Origin of the sequence: Flavobacterium sp. 38-13 (genome assembly GCF_001899155.1) — a bacterium.
Lineage (GTDB): Bacteria > Bacteroidota > Bacteroidia > Flavobacteriales > Flavobacteriaceae > Flavobacterium > Flavobacterium lindanitolerans.
In genome coordinates, this window is the sequence record NZ_MKVG01000013.1 from 16,342 (window position 1) to 34,440 (window position 18,099).

The 18,099-nt window shown below is 41.6% G+C and carries 14 protein-coding genes; 3 read left to right on the plus strand and 11 right to left on the minus strand.

Annotated elements, in window-relative coordinates; all coding sequences use genetic code 11:
- The 6 genes from BGO88_RS08120 to BGO88_RS08145 all read right to left on the minus strand — a co-directional run.
- Window positions 1-1,020: hypothetical protein (locus tag BGO88_RS08120; protein WP_286706554.1), on the minus strand; the 1,020-nt coding region annotated here is incomplete at its 3' end.
- A gap of 174 nt (window positions 1,021-1,194) precedes the next feature.
- On the minus strand, window positions 1,195-4,515 hold the full coding sequence (locus tag BGO88_RS08125; protein WP_286706555.1) for a DUF8696 domain-containing protein: 3,321 nt from the start codon (window positions 4,513-4,515) through the stop codon (window positions 1,195-1,197).
- A 547-nt stretch (window positions 4,516-5,062) separates the two neighbouring features.
- Complete coding sequence (locus tag BGO88_RS08130; protein WP_286706556.1) at window positions 5,063-5,257, minus strand: Fjoh_0651 family PID-CTERM protein; 195 nt, start codon at window positions 5,255-5,257, stop codon at window positions 5,063-5,065.
- A 12-nt stretch (window positions 5,258-5,269) separates the two neighbouring features.
- Window positions 5,270-8,020 carry a T9SS type A sorting domain-containing protein gene (locus BGO88_RS08135; RefSeq protein WP_286706557.1) on the minus strand — a complete coding sequence of 917 codons (2,751 nt, stop codon included), beginning with the start codon at window positions 8,018-8,020 and terminating at the stop codon, window positions 5,270-5,272.
- A gap of 315 nt (window positions 8,021-8,335) precedes the next feature.
- Complete coding sequence (locus tag BGO88_RS08140; RefSeq protein WP_286706558.1) at window positions 8,336-9,139, minus strand: helix-turn-helix domain-containing protein; 804 nt, start codon at window positions 9,137-9,139, stop codon at window positions 8,336-8,338.
- Between the two features lie 73 nt (window positions 9,140-9,212).
- On the minus strand, window positions 9,213-10,628 hold the full coding sequence (locus BGO88_RS08145; protein WP_286706559.1) for an aldehyde dehydrogenase family protein: 1,416 nt from the start codon (window positions 10,626-10,628) through the stop codon (window positions 9,213-9,215).
- 195 nt (window positions 10,629-10,823) lie between these two features.
- Here BGO88_RS08145 and BGO88_RS08150 point away from each other — a divergent pair, with 195 nt between their 5' ends.
- From BGO88_RS08150 to hemN, 3 genes are all read left to right on the plus strand, one after another.
- Window positions 10,824-11,645, plus strand: a complete 822-nt coding sequence (locus BGO88_RS08150; RefSeq protein ID WP_101472401.1) for an SDR family NAD(P)-dependent oxidoreductase — start codon at window positions 10,824-10,826, stop codon at window positions 11,643-11,645.
- A 78-nt stretch (window positions 11,646-11,723) separates the two neighbouring features.
- Entirely contained in the window at window positions 11,724-12,620 is an 897-nt protein-coding gene (locus tag BGO88_RS08155) for a helix-turn-helix domain-containing protein (protein WP_056065365.1), read from the plus strand.
- 100 nt (window positions 12,621-12,720) lie between these two features.
- On the plus strand, window positions 12,721-14,088 hold the full coding sequence (gene hemN / locus BGO88_RS08160) for an oxygen-independent coproporphyrinogen III oxidase (RefSeq protein ID WP_286706560.1): 1,368 nt from the start codon (window positions 12,721-12,723) through the stop codon (window positions 14,086-14,088).
- A 217-nt stretch (window positions 14,089-14,305) separates the two neighbouring features.
- Here hemN and BGO88_RS08165 read toward each other — a convergent pair whose 3' ends face one another.
- Genes BGO88_RS08165 through BGO88_RS08185 form a run of 5 tightly spaced genes read right to left on the minus strand, consistent with a single transcriptional unit; the run spans window position 14,306 to window position 18,095 of the window.
- Window positions 14,306-15,007, minus strand: a complete 702-nt coding sequence (locus tag BGO88_RS08165) for a sulfite exporter TauE/SafE family protein (protein ID WP_286706561.1) — start codon at window positions 15,005-15,007, stop codon at window positions 14,306-14,308.
- Window positions 15,008-15,013: 6 nt separating this feature from the next.
- On the minus strand, window positions 15,014-15,466 hold the full coding sequence (locus tag BGO88_RS08170; RefSeq protein WP_286706562.1) for a FixH family protein: 453 nt from the start codon (window positions 15,464-15,466) through the stop codon (window positions 15,014-15,016).
- 51 nt (window positions 15,467-15,517) lie between these two features.
- Complete coding sequence (gene ccoG, locus BGO88_RS08175) at window positions 15,518-16,936, minus strand: cytochrome c oxidase accessory protein CcoG (RefSeq protein ID WP_056065376.1); 1,419 nt, start codon at window positions 16,934-16,936, stop codon at window positions 15,518-15,520.
- A 26-nt stretch (window positions 16,937-16,962) separates the two neighbouring features.
- Window positions 16,963-17,895, minus strand: a complete 933-nt coding sequence (locus BGO88_RS08180) for a cbb3-type cytochrome c oxidase N-terminal domain-containing protein (protein WP_286706563.1) — start codon at window positions 17,893-17,895, stop codon at window positions 16,963-16,965.
- Window positions 17,892-18,095, minus strand: a complete 204-nt coding sequence (locus BGO88_RS08185; RefSeq protein ID WP_056065382.1) for a cytochrome c oxidase subunit IV — start codon at window positions 18,093-18,095, stop codon at window positions 17,892-17,894. Before BGO88_RS08185 ends, BGO88_RS08180 begins: the two co-directional genes overlap by 4 nt.
- Between the last annotated feature and the right edge of the window lie 4 nt (window positions 18,096-18,099).

An 18,099-nucleotide genomic window follows, 5' to 3' on the forward strand; every position in this document is an offset into this window, starting at 1 on the left:
CGTATTGCTCACAACAGCCGGATTCCATGTTCCGGAAATTCCGTTTGGTGAAGTAGTGTTTAATACAGGAGCGGTGCTACCGGTGCATAATGAAAGTACAGTAGGGAAGTTAGGTGTAGTACTGTTAGTTAAGGTAAGATTAATAGTGTCTCTTATCTCCAGGCCACAACTGTTGATAGCGGTTAGGGTAATAGCAACAACGGTTCCTGCCTGTGAAGCGCTTGAAGTGTAGGTGGTTGACAGATTGGTTGCCGTTGAAAACGTACCGCTTGCAGCCGACCATCTTACTGATTGATATCCCTGCGCAATTCCGTTCAAAGAAATTGTAGTTCCGGCACAAGCCGACATAGTAGCAGGTCCGGCATCAACAGTAAATGGAGGAACAGGAGCAGAACAGCCATTGTTGATATAGGTTGCAGTTCCTGCCGGAGTGTATTGCACTATTGCGCCATCTGCAGGAACAGTAGCACCATTGGTGTCAATTAGCAGAGCACGGTCATAGGAAACGGTATCAGAGCAGGAACCAAAAGAAATAGTCAATGTTCTGATTCCGGTTCCTGAGTTGGCAAAATGCCCTGACACTGTAGTCGGGTTATTTTGAAAAATGATATAAACATTATCAGTTAAAGCTCCAAATGAATTCAGGTCGGTATCAAAATTATGGCTGGTGACCAAAATTACACTGGCATTGGCCGGAAGAACACCTCCTGTAGGCTCGATTAACTGGCCACATCCGCCGGCATCCAGAATATCAGCATTAAGAGTAGCTACTTTTGAAGCGGTGACAGAGTTTCGTATAAGTCCCTGCCATGGATTGTTTGGCCATGACACGCTCATATTACTTGTATTTATAGCAGTATTGCCTACTTTAAATCGTACCATTTCATTCAATCCTTCCTGTACGCCACAAGCGTCAACCAGTATACTTTCGATTTGGAAACATTGGGAGAAAGTGTCTTGATAAGAGAAAAGAGCCAGAACAGCAATAATAAGGAAATGTTTGAGCTTTTGTAATTTCATTTGAGTCAGTTTAAAACCGGCGCAATCTAGGAATGACAGATTAACTGAAGCCGTTGTTTGATTTATCAAAATGTTATGTTGGTGCCGGCCGGTGTTACGTTTTCGTTTCTTCAATGTTACCGGCACAAAAAAGCCTGCTGTTGCGGCAGGCTTTTTTTAAGAAATTGTTTTCTCTTATTTTTTTAAGATTCGGAAAGTTTTCTGTGCTTTTCCAGAGCTAACTCTGACGAGATAGGTTCCGGTTTCAATATCTGATAAGTTGATGCTTACCAGTGTATTATTTACGGTCTTATCCATTATTTTTTGTCCAATCAGATTAAAAACTTCAACAGCAAGAATGTTTTCGGAATAGGAAACGTTTAATAAATCAGTTACCGGATTCGGATAGGCTTTGAGCATTGTAAGGTCAAATTCAGGATTGCCCAATACTATTGAAACGGTTACCGCCAATGGACTGCTGCTACATTCACCAATTGTTTGTACGGCATAGTAAGTTGCACCGTCAACAAGAAGTTCATTGGAATCCAGTACAGGTGTTCCGGCTTCGGCTGCCGTTTCTGTAGCATACCATTCCAGATTTGTTCCGGTAACTTCAAGATCCGCCAATGTTTCACCTTCTGTGAAATTCTGGTTTTCAGAACCGTTTGGTGCCGCAACCATATTTATCGTAACAGATGTTAGCGTACGGGCACTTTCGCATCCGTCAACTGTCATGGTAGCGTAGTAATCGCCATTGGTCAGTGGCTGTGTCAACGAAAGAGCAGTTCCTCCGTTTGGAGTGTCATACCATTTAATTCCGGCAGTGTTTGGCTGTAAGTCGGCAACAGTTGCGGTATTACAGAAAGCATGTGCTGTTGTGGTTGGTGGCGTAACCGTATTTATTGTAACAGATGTTAGCGTACGGGCACTTTCGCATCCGTGAACTGTCATAGTAGCGTAATAATCACCATTGGTCAGTGGCTGTGTCAACGAAAGGGCATTTCCTCCGTTTGGAGCATCATACCATTGGATTCCGGCAGTGTTTGGCTGTAAGTCGGCAACAGTTGCGGTATTACAGAAAGTTTGTGGAGCAGTGGTTGGAGCTTCGGTTTGGTTAACCGTAATTGTCGCAATAGTGGAATAAATTTCCGTACACGGAGCATTTTGCACAACAGCACGGTAATATGCGGTTTCTGAAAGATTTGTATAGTTAAGAGTTGCGGCCGTATTTTCAATATCGGTAACAGTACCACTAAAGTCTGCAACGGTAGAAGATTGCCATTTTATAATAGTTCCTACATGATTTTCCAAAGTAAGTGTTCCGTTGTTGGTTCCGAAGCATACGGTTGAATTTCCGGTTATAGTTCCTCCATTGCCTGTTTCTATGACAGTAATGGTAGCGCTTCCGCTTATGTCAGCAGATTGGGCAATACAATTGGCATCTTCTACGGCAGTTACCGTATAGGTTTTTGTCTCATTAGCAGTAACCGTAAAAGTATAAGGCGATGTTTGGATATTGGTAATTGGAAAAGTTGAAGTTCCATCAGTATACGTAATAGTCCATGGAGCAGTTCCTGTCAAAGCGATGCTAAGTTCAGACGAAGCCGAACCCTGGCAAACGGACTGGTCGCCACTTATTGCTGCTGTTGGTCTGGAGTTGATAACCAAAATGGTGTTTATGCCGCTAATCACACTTTCGCAATCTGGAGTTACATCTGTTCGTTTAATAGAAGTTATTTCTAATGTCCGGCCATTTTCTGCAGTCGAAACAGCTACTTCAAAATCAGCTTCTCCGGAAGCATTAGCGGTAATTCCCGAAACCGTTACGGCAGTTCCTCCCGCAATCGTAAAAGTAATCTCTGAAGTACTGTTGCCAATCAATCCGGTCAGGCTGATAACAGCATTGTCATTGGTTGCACATAAGGGAGTAGTGCTTACAGCAGTTACTGTTGGGGAAGGATTTACAGCCAATACAACAGAGTTGTTTGCAGTAAGCGCATTCGGACAGGACGAAATATCAGTTCTTTCGATAGTTCCTATAACTAGAGAATGTCCATTATTGCTGTAAGGAAGGCTTATGGTGAAGCTGCCATTACCGCTAATGTCTGCAATAATACCTGCAACGTTTTGCGCAGTGCCATTATTAATGGTGTAGCTGATAGAAGAGGTTGATTCAGGAATCAGGCCGCTTAGGTTGATTGTAGTCGCACCTCCGTCACACATGATGTTGGTTTGTGTAACTGCAGAAAGCGTTGCTGCTCCTATAATTGTAATATTATGTCCGTTATCATTATTGCTGAAAGTCAGCGGGTCGTCATTATAAACTCTTACTCTATAATTTGAGCCTGGAGGCGTATCGGCAGGAATTGTCACGGTGATTGGACTGGTGGCAGATACTCCGACAATATTGGTTGGTGTTGTTGGAAAGCTACCGTCAGTATTAGAGAGCTGCGCATAAAAATTAGTACTGTTGAAACTTCCGGCCGGTGTAAAATCCAAATCAAAAGTAGTATCGGTTCCATTACAGTAAGGGCCGTAAGGTTCATCATCAACTACAATAGAACTTACAGCCGGGATGCCATTTCCGGTAACCGCAACCGTTTTGTTGGTTGCTCCTGTTGATGATAGTATAATATTTCCGGAGGCCGTTCCTACGGTTGTGGGACTGAAACGTACCCAAATCTGTACGTTATTTAATGTGCCGCCAACCGGACTGATGTCTGTACCGGGATACCAGTTAATGCCATCTGTGCTGATTTCAAATCCTGCCGGAGCCAGAATACTTACATCTTCCGTAAGTCCGGCACCGTTAAATGTAAAGCTGGTTGCAGATGAACTGTTTCCTACCATAACATCGCCAAAAGAAGCCAGTGAAGTAGTAGAAGGAATAATTAAAGGATTGACAGCGGCAGTAACACTGCCGTCTATTTTTAAAGAGTTGGTTCCGCCTGTCAGGTAATAGTTTCCTGTTGAGCCTTGAGGGATTATCCGGAATTTAATAACAACTCCTGCGGCAATATTTTGCAAAGCGCTGATTCCCGATAAGGAAACTGAATTAGGCGTTCCTGTCGTACCGCTTGTAGATGAGGTGGACCAGGTGGCTACACTGGTAAAAGGACCGCCGCCAACAGAATAATAAACTATACATCCTGACGGCCCGGAATTGGACCTTCGGGTTGCGGTAGAAATAGAGCTCAGGCTGACTTTATATCCGGCAGTTGCCTGAAAAGTAAAATAAAAGCTGTTGGAATCGGATTGGGATGTTGACCATCCTCCGGAACCTCCCCAGCATCCTCCTGCTGCACTACCACTGGTTGAAATACCTGAACCTCTGACAAGTCCCGAAGTTTGCAAATTGGCATTTCGTGTAGAAGGTGTCCAGGGGCTGACGCCAAATCCACCACCGTTGTTGTTAGCATCCCAGCCAAGAATCAGGGCATAATCTGAAACGGGATAAAGCAGGAAAATAATAAAAAGAAAAGGGACAATGAATCTTTTGTGTAAAGCTGTATTCATAGGGCTGTAATTTTGAGGAATCTGTTTTGTTGGTTCATTTACAGATACATACAAAGATTATCAATATATTCCCGTTGCACTTTACGTAGGTGTTTTATTACTGTAAAATCAAAATTATGATTGTGTTACCTACATCAATTAAAATTTAATTGGCTATCAGTAGCCTGAGGATCTTTGATTTGAGATTTGAGATTTGAGATTTTTGATTTTGGCTACAGATTAGAAGAATTACACGAATTTAGAAGTCTATTAAACTTAGCACCTTAGAATCTCGGATTTGAGATTTTTGATTTTAGCTATAGATTAGAATAATTACACGAACTTTAGAAGCCTATTAATCTCAGTACCTTAGAACCTTTGATTTGAGATTTGAGATTTTTGATTTTGGCTACAGATTAGAAGAATTACACGAACTTCAGAAGCCTATTAACCTCAGAACCTCAGTACCTCAGTACCTCAGAGCCTTAGAGCCTTAGAGCCTTAGCACCTCAGCCACTTTTAAATAAAAAACGACTGTAATCTCTACAGCCGTTTTTATTTAAAGAAATTATGCTTCCTCAGTCCTGCTTTTTAGCAATCGGTAGCCTAAATAGACACCGGCCAAAAGCATCGGAATAATATAATCATTGATTGGTGCCTGAGGGACATCTTGCGTATCATCGTCAAAATCTTCCTGGGCATTCATGTTTTGAACTCCCGTAGTCAGCATCAGAACTAATAGTAATATTTTGAAGTTTTTCATTTTGATAGGGATTTATTTTACTGCAATTTTTTGTTTTACTGAAGCAGTACCGTTAGATACCTGTAGGATATAGATTCCTTTGCTTAATTGCAATGATGGGTTTACTGTAATAATACTTGAGCTTTCTACGTTAGTCTTGTAGATTTCCTGCCCAACAAGGTTGTATAACGTGATAGCTACCTTTCCGTCAGCGTTATTTGGCAGCGTAATATTGAATTGGTTGTTTTGTATAGGGTTTGGATATACTTTTACAGTATTGCTGTTCCATTGTCCATTTCCTAAAGTTGCAGAACGGAATACGACGCGGAAACGGTCACTTCCATAAGAGCCTGCTTGAGCTGTTGTTGCAAAATTTACCGTTGTAGCTCCGGAAAGACTCAATTGTGTTTCAGTTCCAGCGTGTTGGTCAATAAGATAGGCCTGCATGTCTTCAGGGAAGTTAGCCGCATTGATTTTGAAAGTATAGGTTTTACCGGCTATAAACTGAAGTGTCTTTACCTGCAATTCATCATTAGCCATAACAGGAGCCAGTGCATCGATAGCTAATATTTTGCTGTTTCTTCCAAATGCCAAATGCTCGCCCGAACCGTAAAGTTTTTCAACATCGCCTAATCCTATAGCAGTATCATAATTGCTTCCAAATACGGCAATTGTACCGTCAATAGGGTAACCAACTTCGGTTTCATTAGCATCATACACCGCAATACGGAATACAGATTTTTCTTCTGTAGAGTTTGTTCTGAAAACGTTGGCCGACTGTGAAGCCTTGTTGTTTTCATTAAAAGTAACAGAACCGGCTGTGCCCAAAACTGTATTTTTTACAAAAAATGCCTGTCCTGGCTGGATGTATTGATTGACTGCTGATTCGGGCAAGTTATTGCTCCCAACAGTCTGGCTATAGGCTACATAACGCCCTCTTTGTGCCGCAGTACCCATATTTGGGTCCCATGCATAATACACATCTTCTACACCTGATTTGGTTACAGAATGCCAGTCTACAGGACTCACATATGGATTTCCAATCAGGCTGTAACCGTTAGTTGTAGCGTTTTGAGTTGCATTGATGGCCGGAGTAGTCGCAGCATCAAAAACAACCTGGCCTGTTTTCAGGGTTCCTTTTGCAGTTAAGGTTACGGCCGCATTCATATTGGCGGCAGAAGATTGCCCTAAGTCTGCATTCCTGTCACCGCGAATCAGGATTCTATAGCCGTTTCCTGCCACTAAATTGGTAGCGTCAGTATTTGCGATTGCGCTCCATCCACTGCCCGAAGCAGTATTGTTGTTATAAACATACATCGATGGATTTCCTGTCAATGTAGTGTCAAATCCGTTTGCGCCTGAATCAGAACCGGTAATATGGGTTCCGGTTTGCCAGTTATTGCTGATAAAATTAGTTGTGGTAACTCCCGGAGTTAAAAATCGGAAAGCACGTTTTCCTTGTGGGATATAGCGTTCAACGGTAACTTCTCCGGTAATAGAACCGGTTACGGCAGCGATTCTGGCAGAACCTGAAGCTGTTGATTTTAATATCAGGTTGCCATTAGCGGCCAAATTACCTGACACTACGTCAAGAACTCCCGTCAGATTAGTCGTACCGGTTAAGGTTAGTCCGGCAGCATTATTAAGGATTAATTTCTGTATCGTATTGTTTGTAAAAAAATTAGCCGGAAGTGTTTGTGCTGTAGTACCGGAGAAAGTAATGTCGCCTGCAGCAGCATCGATGGTTCCACCGGTTTTAGACAATGTTTCTTTTACTTCCAATCCGTTAGCACCAACGATTAATGTTCCAGAAGTAATGCTAAGGTTTTTCGCTGTAATTGGGCCTTGTGGTGCAGCAGCGTTTGTATCATAATTTCCACTGATAACGGCATCAAGAGCAGCAGTCGGATTTCCGTTGCTCCATGCAGAACCGTTCCATGTAGTAGAAGTAATAACTCCTGTACCGGAAACAGAGATATTTTGGTTAGATGCTCCTGAAGTACTTACTGTAACAGAACCGGATTTAAGTCCGGTACTCTGAGGTGAGAAACGTACGTAAAGCGGTCTGCTGCTTACGGTGCCGGATGTAGGAGTAAAGCTTACTGAACCTGACCACGTTGAATTATTTGTACTTACCTGAAAATTTACAGGAGCCGTGGCTGTAATATTACCGGTAAGATTAGTTCCTGAAACTGTAACCGAAGAACTGTTGGAAGAAGCACCTACATTGACATTGCCAAAGCTGGTTATAGATGTAGAGCTAACGGTAAATGCAGGAACAACCGGTGCGGCTGTAACAATAACATCGTCCATATCACAGTTACCGCTGGCTTTAGTATAAGTCCATCGGATGTAACGTGTAGAAGAAAGCAAAGGCAAATCAATATCAGAACACTGTGCATTGGTAATTGATGTTGCGCCGGTAGCCGTACCATACCTTCCTAATTCCGTATAATCACTACCATCTGCAGATTGTTCAACGAGCAGATAGGATTGTCCGGACATTCCTTGATTTTTTAAGGTCATCGATAAGGTCTGTGGTGCAGCATTAATAAAAAGTATCCTGTTGTCACCTGTTCCGTCAAAAGTCGTTGCACTGTTGTTAGAACAGGCAGAACTTGTAGTTCTGTGTGCGCATCCGCTGTTTGTCCATCCTTGTGGTTCAGTTCCCCAGGAAGTTCTGTTTACTGGCAATGTGGCCTGCCCCCATGCAGTGCCGAAAAATAACCCAAGTACTGCTAGTCCCAGTGACTTGATGTAATTTGTTCGTAGAATTGTTTTCATCAAAAAAAGTTAAAAGTTTGAGAGCCAAAGTTATAGGATTGAGTCCCAAGGCTCTTGAGCTTTAGATTACCTTTTCGTTAACGAACTTTTACTTATGGAGATGCTGTTTTAAGAAAGCGTGACTTTAAGGTTATGAAGTTTATTTTATGTTTAAATTTTTTTAATCTTTTAAGATATAAATCCTTGTTTTCTAATGGTTCACAGAAAAATAGGCGGAAAAGGCCTGTATCAAAACAGGATTGCTTTGGAATTACGGATTTCCGTAAGAAGGACTGGGTAAAGGTTCAAAAATAGCCCAAATTATTGCGATATGAATTATCCTGCCTTCGAAGGCGATACTCCATACTTTTTCTTAAATGCAAATGAAAAATGCGACAGATTTTCAAAACCTACATCAATATAGACCTCTGATGGTGTTTTGGCCTTTTTTGTAATCAGGTAATAAGCCTCCTGTAATCGGCGTTGTTGCAGCCAATGACTTGGAGTGTCCTGAAATATTTTCTGGAAATCGCGTTTAAACGTAGCCAGGCTTCGTCCTGTGAGATAGGCAAAACGTTTGAGTTGTACGTTGAAATGAAAATTCCTGTTCATAAAAGCCTCAAGGTCTATCTTGCCGGGTTCGTTAAAATCAAATAAAATGTCTTTGAGTTCCGGATTGATTTTAATCAGCAAATAAATGGCTTCTTTGGTTTTGAGCTTTAAAAGTTCGGTATTGTTTTCCTGCGGTAATTGAAGATAGGCGAGCAGGGATTCCATAAAACTTACATAAAGCGGATTGAAAGCAATAGGAAGAACCGCTTTTTCCATAGCCGTTTTTGTGGCGGTATAATTAATTTCCCGGCTCACTTCCCGTAGCGTGTCCTGGTCTAAGAATAGGGAAAGAAGTTTAAATTCTCCGTTTTCCGGTGGCTGTTTGGCAAACTTGGCCAGGCGGTTTCGGATACTAAGACGGAAATCGCCCTCTTTGCTTTCATAAGCATTGTTTGCATCCCATGCCGACATTGTTCCCGATATCTGATAACTAAAAACATGTTCCGGAATAAAATGTTCGCCCTCTCTGCTGCGTTGGTGATAGCAGGAATATAATACTTGCGGAAGGTCTTCTCTGATTGCTGTCATGAGCGTAAAGTTAAAAAAATAGTTTCAGGAATACAGCCGCTTTAGCCGTATTCCTGAAGCAAGGTTGGCAGTATTACCCAATTAATGCTTTTGGTTCCAAATAGGCTTCCAAACCATAAACCCCAAATTCTCTTCCTATTCCGGACTGTTTAAATCCGCCAAAAGGCGCTTCCGGGTCATGATTTAATTCGTTAACCAATACACGCCCCGCATTAATCTGGTAAGCAACACGTCGGGCTCTTTCGGTATCGGCAGAACTTACATAAGCTTGTAATCCGTAAATGGTGTCATTGGCAATAGTAACCGCTTCGGCTTCATCTTTATAGGTAATAATTGACAATACCGGACCAAAAATTTCTTCCTGTGCAATGCGCATCTTGTTATCTACATTATAAAAAACGGTAGGTTTTACGAAATTTCCGTTTTCCAATCCTTCCTGATGGCCAAGTCCGCCTGCAAGTAGTGTAGCGCCTTCATCAAGACCCAATTGAATGTAATTCTGTACCCGTTCGTATTGTTTTTTGCTAACCATAGGGCCAACAGCCGTTGTTTCTTCTTTGGGATTACCAACAGGAAATAAGGGAAGCAGCCTTTGTATTAATTCTTTCGCTTCTTCCAATCGGTTTTCCGGCACCAAAAGTCGGGTTCCTGCCACACAGGCTTGTCCGTTGTTCATAAAGGCCGCTGCAATAGCCATTGGAATCGCTTTGGTAAAGTCGGCATCATCTAAAAGAATATTAGGCGATTTGCCTCCTAGCTCCAAAGTGTAACGCTTAAGAGTAGCCGAGGCTTCACGTGCAATAATTTTTCCTACGTTGCTGGAACCGGTAAACGAAATTTTGGCTACATCAGGATGGCTGCTGATTTCGGCTCCCACCACATCGCCCAATCCGTTTACGATATTGAATACACCGGCTGGTAATCCTGCTTCATGTAGACATTCTGTCATAATCTGTGTCTGTAAGGCACTCATTTCACTTGGCTTAATAACCACCGTACATCCGGCAGCTACTGCTGTGGCTAGTTTTCCGGCAATAAAACCGTTGCTGGCGTTCCACGGAATGATAATGCCCACTACGCCAAGCGGAACCAGTTGTACTTCAGAAAAACCCATTTTTTTAGTGAAGTCGAATTTTTCCAGAGTTGCAATAGCAGAAGTAAAAGAACTCAATGCAAATTCCATGCTCATTCTTGAGAATTGGAGCGTTCCTCCATATTCTTCAACCATTACCTCAATAAGCTCGTCTTTTCTTCTGGAAACTACCTCATGCAAACGTTTCAGATATTCGATACGTTCTGCTTTAGTTGTTTGAGAGAAAGTCCTGAATGCTTCTTTTGCTGCTGCAATGGCATCTTGTGCATCCTGCGTATTTCCCAAAGTAACCTGTCCGATTAGCTGATTGGTTGTTGGACTGATAAGGTCAAATATCTGATTTCCTTTTGGCTTTACAAATTCGCCGTTGATGTAGATTTTGTCAATCGTTTTCATATGCTATACTAATTTGATTAATTGTTACAGGACAAAATTCGTATACAAACAGCGGGCTGACTTTGCTGTAAAGCTCAAAGTTGCTTTGCTGTATGGCTCAAAACAAAATGTATATGTTTTACCGCTTTTTGTATAAGTTCTCCGGTGCGTCACCAGCCTAACTTTGTCCTGTTATTAATCTAAACACATTTACTGATGTCAAAAATCATATTTATTACAGGAGCTTCCAGAGGATTTGGAAAAATATGGGCAGAAGCCTTTCTTAAACGTGGCGATAAAGTTGCTGCAACAGCAAGAAATCTGGATTCGCTTAAAGAATTAAAAGCACAATATGGCGATGCAATATTGCCAATACAACTGGACGTGACCAGCCGTGAGCAAAGTTTTGCCGCTGTCAATCAGGCCAAAGAACATTTCGGAAAACTGGATGTTATTATCAACAATGCAGGTTATGGACTGTTTGGAACGATAGAAGAAACTTCAGAAAAAGAAGCCAGAGACCAGATTGAAACCAACGTATTCGGACTGTTGTGGATAACCCAGGCAGCGTTGCCAATTTTGAGAGCGCAGGGCCACGGACATATTATCCAATTGTCGAGTGTATTAGGTGTGGCTACTTTGCCAACTTTAGGAATATATAACGCCTCTAAATTTGCAGTTGAAGCCATAAGCGAAACACTGGCTACTGAAGTCAAGGAATTTGGTATTAACGTAACTCTGGTTGAACCTAACGGTTTCGCTACAGATTGGGCCGGGTCTTCTGCTATACAGTCAGAAACTATCAAAGCCTATGACAATGTAAGGGCTGCCTTCCAGGCCGGAATGGCTGATACGGATTCTTTTGGTAAACCGGAAGCAACAGCTGAAGCCATCTTGAAATTGGTTGATGCCGCCAATCCGCCATTGCGTCTTTTCCTGGGGAAAGTGGCCCTGCCATGGGTAAAAGAAGTATATGCACAACGTCTTTCAGAATGGGAAGAATGGAAAGAAGTATCTGCAAAAGCCCACGGAAATTAATTTGCTTTTTTTAGTATATTTACGTACCTAATTTTAAAAAGAACTGCGCCTTTAAAAGCGTAGTTCTTCTATTTTTTTATGAGACATTTCAAAACCATAAGCGAACTGCATCGCTCCATCGGCTATCCGCCACCGGAAAATCCTTTGATTAGCCTGGTAATGTGTGAAAAGCTATCCGAATGTTCTATCGGGCAGAGCGAATTTACTACCGATTTTTACATGATTGCTTTTAAAAAAATCAAATCGGGTTATGTACTTTATGGACGAACAAAATATGACCATGATAACGGCTCGATGATGTTCATGAAGCCAAGACAGGTCATAGAAATCAATAATGTGGAACTCGAAGAAAAAGGATTTATCATCTGGATTCATGAAGATTTCTTAAATGGCTACCATCTGCATTCTGAGATAAAAAAATACGGATATTTTGATTACGAAGCTAATGAGGCGCTCCATCTTTCCGCACGCGAAGAACAGATTATCTGGGACCTGCATAGTAAAATTGAAGGGGAATATTATAATAATCAGGACGAATACAGTCGGGAAATTATCATTGCCCATATCGATTCCATACTGAAATATTCGCAGCGTTTCTATAAGCGGCAGTTTATTAACAGGACAGAATTGTCGGGAAAAACAGTTTCTAAGTTTAACGACCTGCTGGCATCGTATCTTGAAAAAGGAAAGTTGCAGGAAAAAGGACTCCCAACAGTCAAGTCACTGGCTGATTTATTCAACCTTTCACCGCGATACCTGAGTGATGTTTTGAAACAGGAAACCGGAAAAACGGCAATTGAATTGATTCACATCTTCCTGATATCTGAAGCTAAGAATTTATTGCAGGGTTCTGAAAATTCGGTTTCTGAAACAGCCTATGCTTTAGGTTTTGACAATCCGCCTTATTTTTCAAGGCTTTTCAAAAAAGAAGTAGGCATGAGTCCCAACGAATACCGTAAGAATTTCGTGAATTAAGATATCCTGTTCAAAGTCATGTTGTTAAAATAAACAGACATGACAATTGTCATTTTTTAAAAATAGCAACAGGAGTAGCTTTGGCATAAAATTACCGATTATGCCAAGCAATTCTCTTATTCAAAAATATAACGTTCCCGGTCCAAGATATACGAGCTATCCAACCGTTCCGTATTGGGAGAGTGGTGATTTCAGTTATGAAGCCTGGATTCAATCTTTTAAAAAATCATTCCGCGAAAGCAATGCTGCCGAAGGAATCAGCATCTATATTCACCTGCCGTTTTGCGAAAGCCTTTGCACATTTTGCGGCTGTACCAAACGCATTACCAAAAACCATAACGTAGAACAGCCTTATCTGGAAGCCGTTTTAAAGGAATGGCAGTTGTATTGCCATGCAATGAATGAAAAGCCTGTTATCAAGGAAATTCATTTGGGCGGCGGAACACCTACTTTTTTTGCCGTAAAACATCTGGAAGACCTGATTAACGGCATATTGAAAACCGGGACTAAGGCTAAAGATTTTGAGTTTAGTTTTGAAGGGCATCCCAACAATACAACAAAAGAACACCTGCAAAAACTATACGACCTTGGCTTTCGCAGGGTGAGTTTTGGCGTACAGGATTATTCAGAAACCGTACAGAAAGCCATTCACCGCATCCAGCCTTTTTCCAATGTGGCAAAAACAACGTTATGGGCTAAAGAAATTGGCTATACGTCTGTTGGACATGATTTGGTTTTCGGTTTGCCGTTTCAGACGATTGAAGATGTGGTCGATACTATCGAAAAGACCCGTTCTCTAAGGCCGGACCGTTTGGCATTTTACAGTTATGCCCATACACCGTGGATTAAAGGTAACGGACAGCGTGGCTATAAGGACGAAGATATTCCTAAAGATGAGGAGAAGCGCAAACTATATGAAATAGGCAAGGCATTACTGCATTCCAACGGCTACCATGAAATTGGCATGGACCATTTTGCACTGGAAACCGATTCGCTTTATAAAGCTACTGAAGAAGGAAAACTGCATCGTAATTTTATGGGTTACAGCCACTCCAAAACACAACTTATGATAGGATTGGGCGTTTCGTCTATAAGCGATAGCTGGTATGGTTTTGCACAAAACGTAAAAGATTTGGATGACTATTACCAATTGCTGGAATGGAACCAGATACCCGTAAACCGGGGCCACATCCTTACCAGGGAAGATTTGATTATCAGACAGCACATACTCAACCTCATGTGCCGCTTTGAAAGCGAATGGAACCATGCAGATGCCTGTTTCCCGGAACTTCCTGCCGTACTCTCCGAATTATCAGAAATGGAAAATGACGGCCTGCTGCATATTGAAAATAATAAGCTTACCATTACAGAAGCCGGAAAACCTTTTTTACGCAATGCCTGTATGGCGTTTGACCTTCGTTTAAAACGCAGAATACCGGAAACACAGTTGTTTTCATTGATTGTGTAGAGAAGTTACTAAGGTTTTGAGGTACTAAGGCTCTAGATTGAAAAGTATTGAGGTGAAAGGCACTAAGGTAAAAAGGTACTAAGGTTCTAAGTCTTTTGTGTGAGGTAAAGAATAAACAAAACTATTTGTAAAGAAATCTCTTTTCGGAAAACAGAACCAAACCTCAGCGCCTTTTTTAAAAACCTCAGCACCTTAGAGCCTCATCACCTTAGCACCTTTATTTACAATCTGCCCCGCTCTTCACAAACAAACTCATATCACCGGGAGAAACATACATAATATCCAATCCCATTCCTCTAAGAATAAAGAGTGTTCCTATAATGACGGTAACTACGGGAATTACTTTCTGCAATTTACTTCTGAAACCGTTGCTTAAAAAATTCCCTGCATAGGCCGCAGCGCTTAGCATAGGAATGGTGCCCAGTCCGTAGAGTGCCATATATGCGATTCCTAAAGGGGCGTTTTGCATGGCAAGTGCGCCAAACAAAGCGGCATAAACCAATCCGCAAGGCAGAAACCCGTTTAACAGGCCAATAAGAAACAAGGCGCTGTTGTTTTTTTTCTTGAACTGTTTCCCCAATCCTGATTTTACTTTGGAAATAATAGTATAAACTGGCCGTGAAAAGTTATATTTCATAAATACCTTTTCAGGAACAATAGCAATCAATATCATAAAAACACCAACCATTATTGAAAGCTGCTGTTGCATCCCGGCCAGATAAAAACCTTTTCCAAGCAATCCAAAAATTAGTCCCAAAGTGCTATAAGCCGTTAATCTTCCCAAATGATAGAGCAGGAGTTGGGCTGTCTTTTTAGCCTGACTGCTACGGTCGAGCGGCAGCATCATGGCAATTGGTCCGCACATCCCTACACAGTGGAAGCTGGAAATCAAACCGAAGAAAAAAGCAGAATATAACATTTTGGTTTATTCAAGGGTGAGCTGTTCTTTATTGAGATAGCCCGTGCCGTTGTAATTCCATTCAACAAGAATGTCCCAACGGCCGTCAGCCAAATCACTTTTAGGTATGAGCAAATTTGAAGAAGACAATGCGATGGGAATCCCAAAGTCTAATTTCTGACTGGACGGCCTGTAAAGGGACACTTTTCCTGTAATGTTTTTATAATTGAAATCGTGAGGGAAATGCACCGTAATACCGGTTTTGTTTACTTCAACCGTTACCTTTTCCTGCAACTGTTCTGCATTGTTTTCTTTGTCAAGCTGTGATTGCAGTCCGGTTTCGTATTTGTAATAATCCTCTATCACCAGCTCATTATCATATTTGTGGTCAGACTGTACCAGAAAGACAAAAAAGAGGATAAACGACATGAACAGTGCAAAAGCAATAAAGATTCCGGTTCCCCAGTTTATTTTTTTCATGATTTCTAATTTTTAGTGCCGTTATGCTTTAGCAGACAGCACGATTATTTTTTAATTAAAGCTCCTCGGGCCGAGGAAATTGGTGCGTTCCGTTTCAATCAATTTGCCACCCTGATAAACACCTATTTCAATAGAAGTACGGTCGCCTTCCAGAAAAGCCGGATGGATTTCTACAAACAGCGTTCCCTGTGCCATTCCTTCCTTATCAATAGTGAACCATGCTTTTCCAACTGTTTTTATAGTTCCTTTAGGGCTGAGCAGTTCAAAATGGATGTCGTCAAGATTGTGTACCGTCTTGTTGACAATTTTATACGTATATACGTTACTGATGTTTTCGCCCTTGTGTTCAAACAACTGTCCCGGCAATCTCAATATGGTCGCTTCTACATCATTTCTTAAAAACAATAGTCCAATAAAAATACCGGTGAGAATCAGCAATACAGAAGCATAGCCTTTCATACGCGCCGTAAATTCAAACGTTTTATGTTTTGTAATCTCATCTTCTGAAGCATACCGGATCAATCCTTTTGGCAGACTAACCTTTTCCATAATGGCGTCGCATTCATCAATACAGGCCGTACAATTAATGCATTCCAGTTGTGTTCCGTTACGGATGTCGATACCGGTTGGACATACATTGACACACTGTCTGCAGTCAATACAGTCGCCTTTGCCGCTAAGCGTACGGTCTTCTCTTTTATCAATTTTTGCCCTGCCTTTTTCCTTTTCACCACGAACATGGTCATAAGCCACAATGATTGATTTATTGTCCAGTAGTACGCCCTGCAATCTTCCGTAAGGACAGGCAATAATGCACACCTGTTCACGAAACCACGCATAGACGAAGTAAAAAACTCCGGTAAAAATTAATAAGGCTATAAAAGTACTGAGGTTGTTAGCCAGGGGTTCTTGTACCAAACGAATCAGTTCGTCACTACCAATAAGATAGGCAAGGAAAACGTTAGCAATCAGGAAAGAAATGATAAAAAAGATAATCCATTTCAACAGCCTTTTACGAATTTTTTCGGCATCCCAATCTTGTTTGTCAAGTCGCATCTGCGCTCCTCGGTCGCCGTCAATCCAGAATTCAATCCTGCGAAAGACCATTTCCATAAAGATGGTCTGCGGACATATCCAACCACAGAAAATCCTTCCGAAAGCTACTGTAAATAATGCCACAAACACGACTCCTACCAACATAGAAATAACAAACAGGTAGAAATCCTGCGGCCAAAAAGGAAATCCAAAAATGTTGAACTTACGTTCGGTCACATTAAAGAGCAGGAACTGGTTTCCGTTGATTTTGATGAATGGTGCGGCAAACAGGAACAGCAGTAAAAAATAGCTGACAATCTTGCGCTTTTCATACAATTTACCTGTAGGTATCTTAGGATAGACCCATACTCTTTTTCCTTTGTCATCTACCGTTCCAATCGCATCGCGAAAGGATTCATCCCGCATTTTTGGCATAATTCTTATTTTTTAGACGGCAGCCCTTAGTTTTGGGCCACCGTTTTTGCTTCTTCTGTTTTAGTATCTGCCTTTGGTGCATTTTCTTCTACCCATATTTTACCTTCGGCCGGCTTAGGGTCTTTAGGGTTAGAGCCCTGAAGCGATAGTACATAACTTGCGACCTGCTGGATTTCAGAAGGTTTCAAAGTACCTTTCCAGGCCACCATTCCTTTACCGTCGCGACCACCTTCTGTGATGGTATGGAAGACATTTTTAATGCCGCCACCCAAAATCCAATGGTCGTCTGTCAGGTTAGGGCCAATAGCTCCACCGGCATCCGGCCTGTGACAGGCCACGCAATTGGTTTCAAATATTGTTTTTCCGGCAGCAATATCGCCGGCGTCTGTAAGCAGGGTCACCGTTTCGGCGTCAATCAGGTCTTTGGCTGTCTTTTTATATTCTTCAACAGCTAGTTTGGCTTCGGCCATTTCGGTTTCAAATTCCTTAGCCTGGTTGTCATGTCCAAAGATGTGGTATTTTGCCAGATAGATAAAGGCAAAAACAATACAGGCATAAAACAGCTTGGTCCACCAGGGCGGCAGGTCGTTGTCCAACTCCTTGATTCCGTCATAATCATGATTCAGCATGATATCGGCTTCCTGTTCGATAGGACTTTCCTTGACAAACCATTTTTTGATTTTTTGGAACAGTTTGCTGTCCGTAATCTTAATTTCGTTGGCTTCTTCCAACTGTTTTCGCTGTTCATCGGTCAACAAATGATAGGTCACATTGTCTACTGCGGCCACAACCACTTCAATCGCGATAAGCAGGAACAGGAATACGACCAGAAACACTGAAATCATTGGATATTTCAGAAAAGCAGGCCTGTCGCCAGAGTCGATAAAATACTCCATAGCCAGAAATACGGCAAAGAAGATGATAGGTACCCTCAGGTATACCGGAAAGATTTTTTTCATGGCTTGTCGTTTTTGAGGTTATCGATTTCGTTTTCGCTTTCGAAAGGAATATGGCTCATTTCGGTGATTTTTTCTTTTTTGTAAGTGTAGGTCCATGCATAAAGGGCTACAAAAAATAAAAAGAAAATCAGTAGTGAAATGATAGGATAAATCTCAATTCCTGAGATGGTTTCCATATTGTGTTTGATGAATTTCAGCATGGCA

Coding starts and splice junctions, on each gene's coding strand:
- ccoG (WP_056065376.1), bottom strand. CDS start 16,936: ATGCCAAAAATGCGGGATGAATCCTTTCGCGATGCGATTGGAACGGTA.
- BGO88_RS08130 (WP_286706556.1), bottom strand. CDS start 5,257: ATGAAAAACTTCAAAATATTACTATTAGTTCTGATGCTGACTACGGGA.
- BGO88_RS08150 (WP_101472401.1), top strand. CDS start 10,824: ATGTCAAAAATCATATTTATTACAGGAGCTTCCAGAGGATTTGGAAAA.
- BGO88_RS08145 (WP_286706559.1), bottom strand. CDS start 10,628: ATGAAAACGATTGACAAAATCTACATCAACGGCGAATTTGTAAAGCCA.
- BGO88_RS08170 (WP_286706562.1), bottom strand. CDS start 15,466: ATGAAAAAAATAAACTGGGGAACCGGAATCTTTATTGCTTTTGCACTG.
- BGO88_RS08140 (WP_286706558.1), bottom strand. CDS start 9,139: ATGACAGCAATCAGAGAAGACCTTCCGCAAGTATTATATTCCTGCTAT.
- BGO88_RS08185 (WP_056065382.1), bottom strand. CDS start 18,095: ATGCTGAAATTCATCAAACACAATATGGAAACCATCTCAGGAATTGAG.
- BGO88_RS08180 (WP_286706563.1), bottom strand. CDS start 17,895: ATGAAAAAAATCTTTCCGGTATACCTGAGGGTACCTATCATCTTCTTT.
- hemN (WP_286706560.1), top strand. CDS start 12,721: ATGCCAAGCAATTCTCTTATTCAAAAATATAACGTTCCCGGTCCAAGA.
- BGO88_RS08155 (WP_056065365.1), top strand. CDS start 11,724: ATGAGACATTTCAAAACCATAAGCGAACTGCATCGCTCCATCGGCTAT.
- BGO88_RS08165 (WP_286706561.1), bottom strand. CDS start 15,007: ATGTTATATTCTGCTTTTTTCTTCGGTTTGATTTCCAGCTTCCACTGT.
- BGO88_RS08125 (WP_286706555.1), bottom strand. CDS start 4,515: ATGAATACAGCTTTACACAAAAGATTCATTGTCCCTTTTCTTTTTATT.
- BGO88_RS08135 (WP_286706557.1), bottom strand. CDS start 8,020: ATGAAAACAATTCTACGAACAAATTACATCAAGTCACTGGGACTAGCA.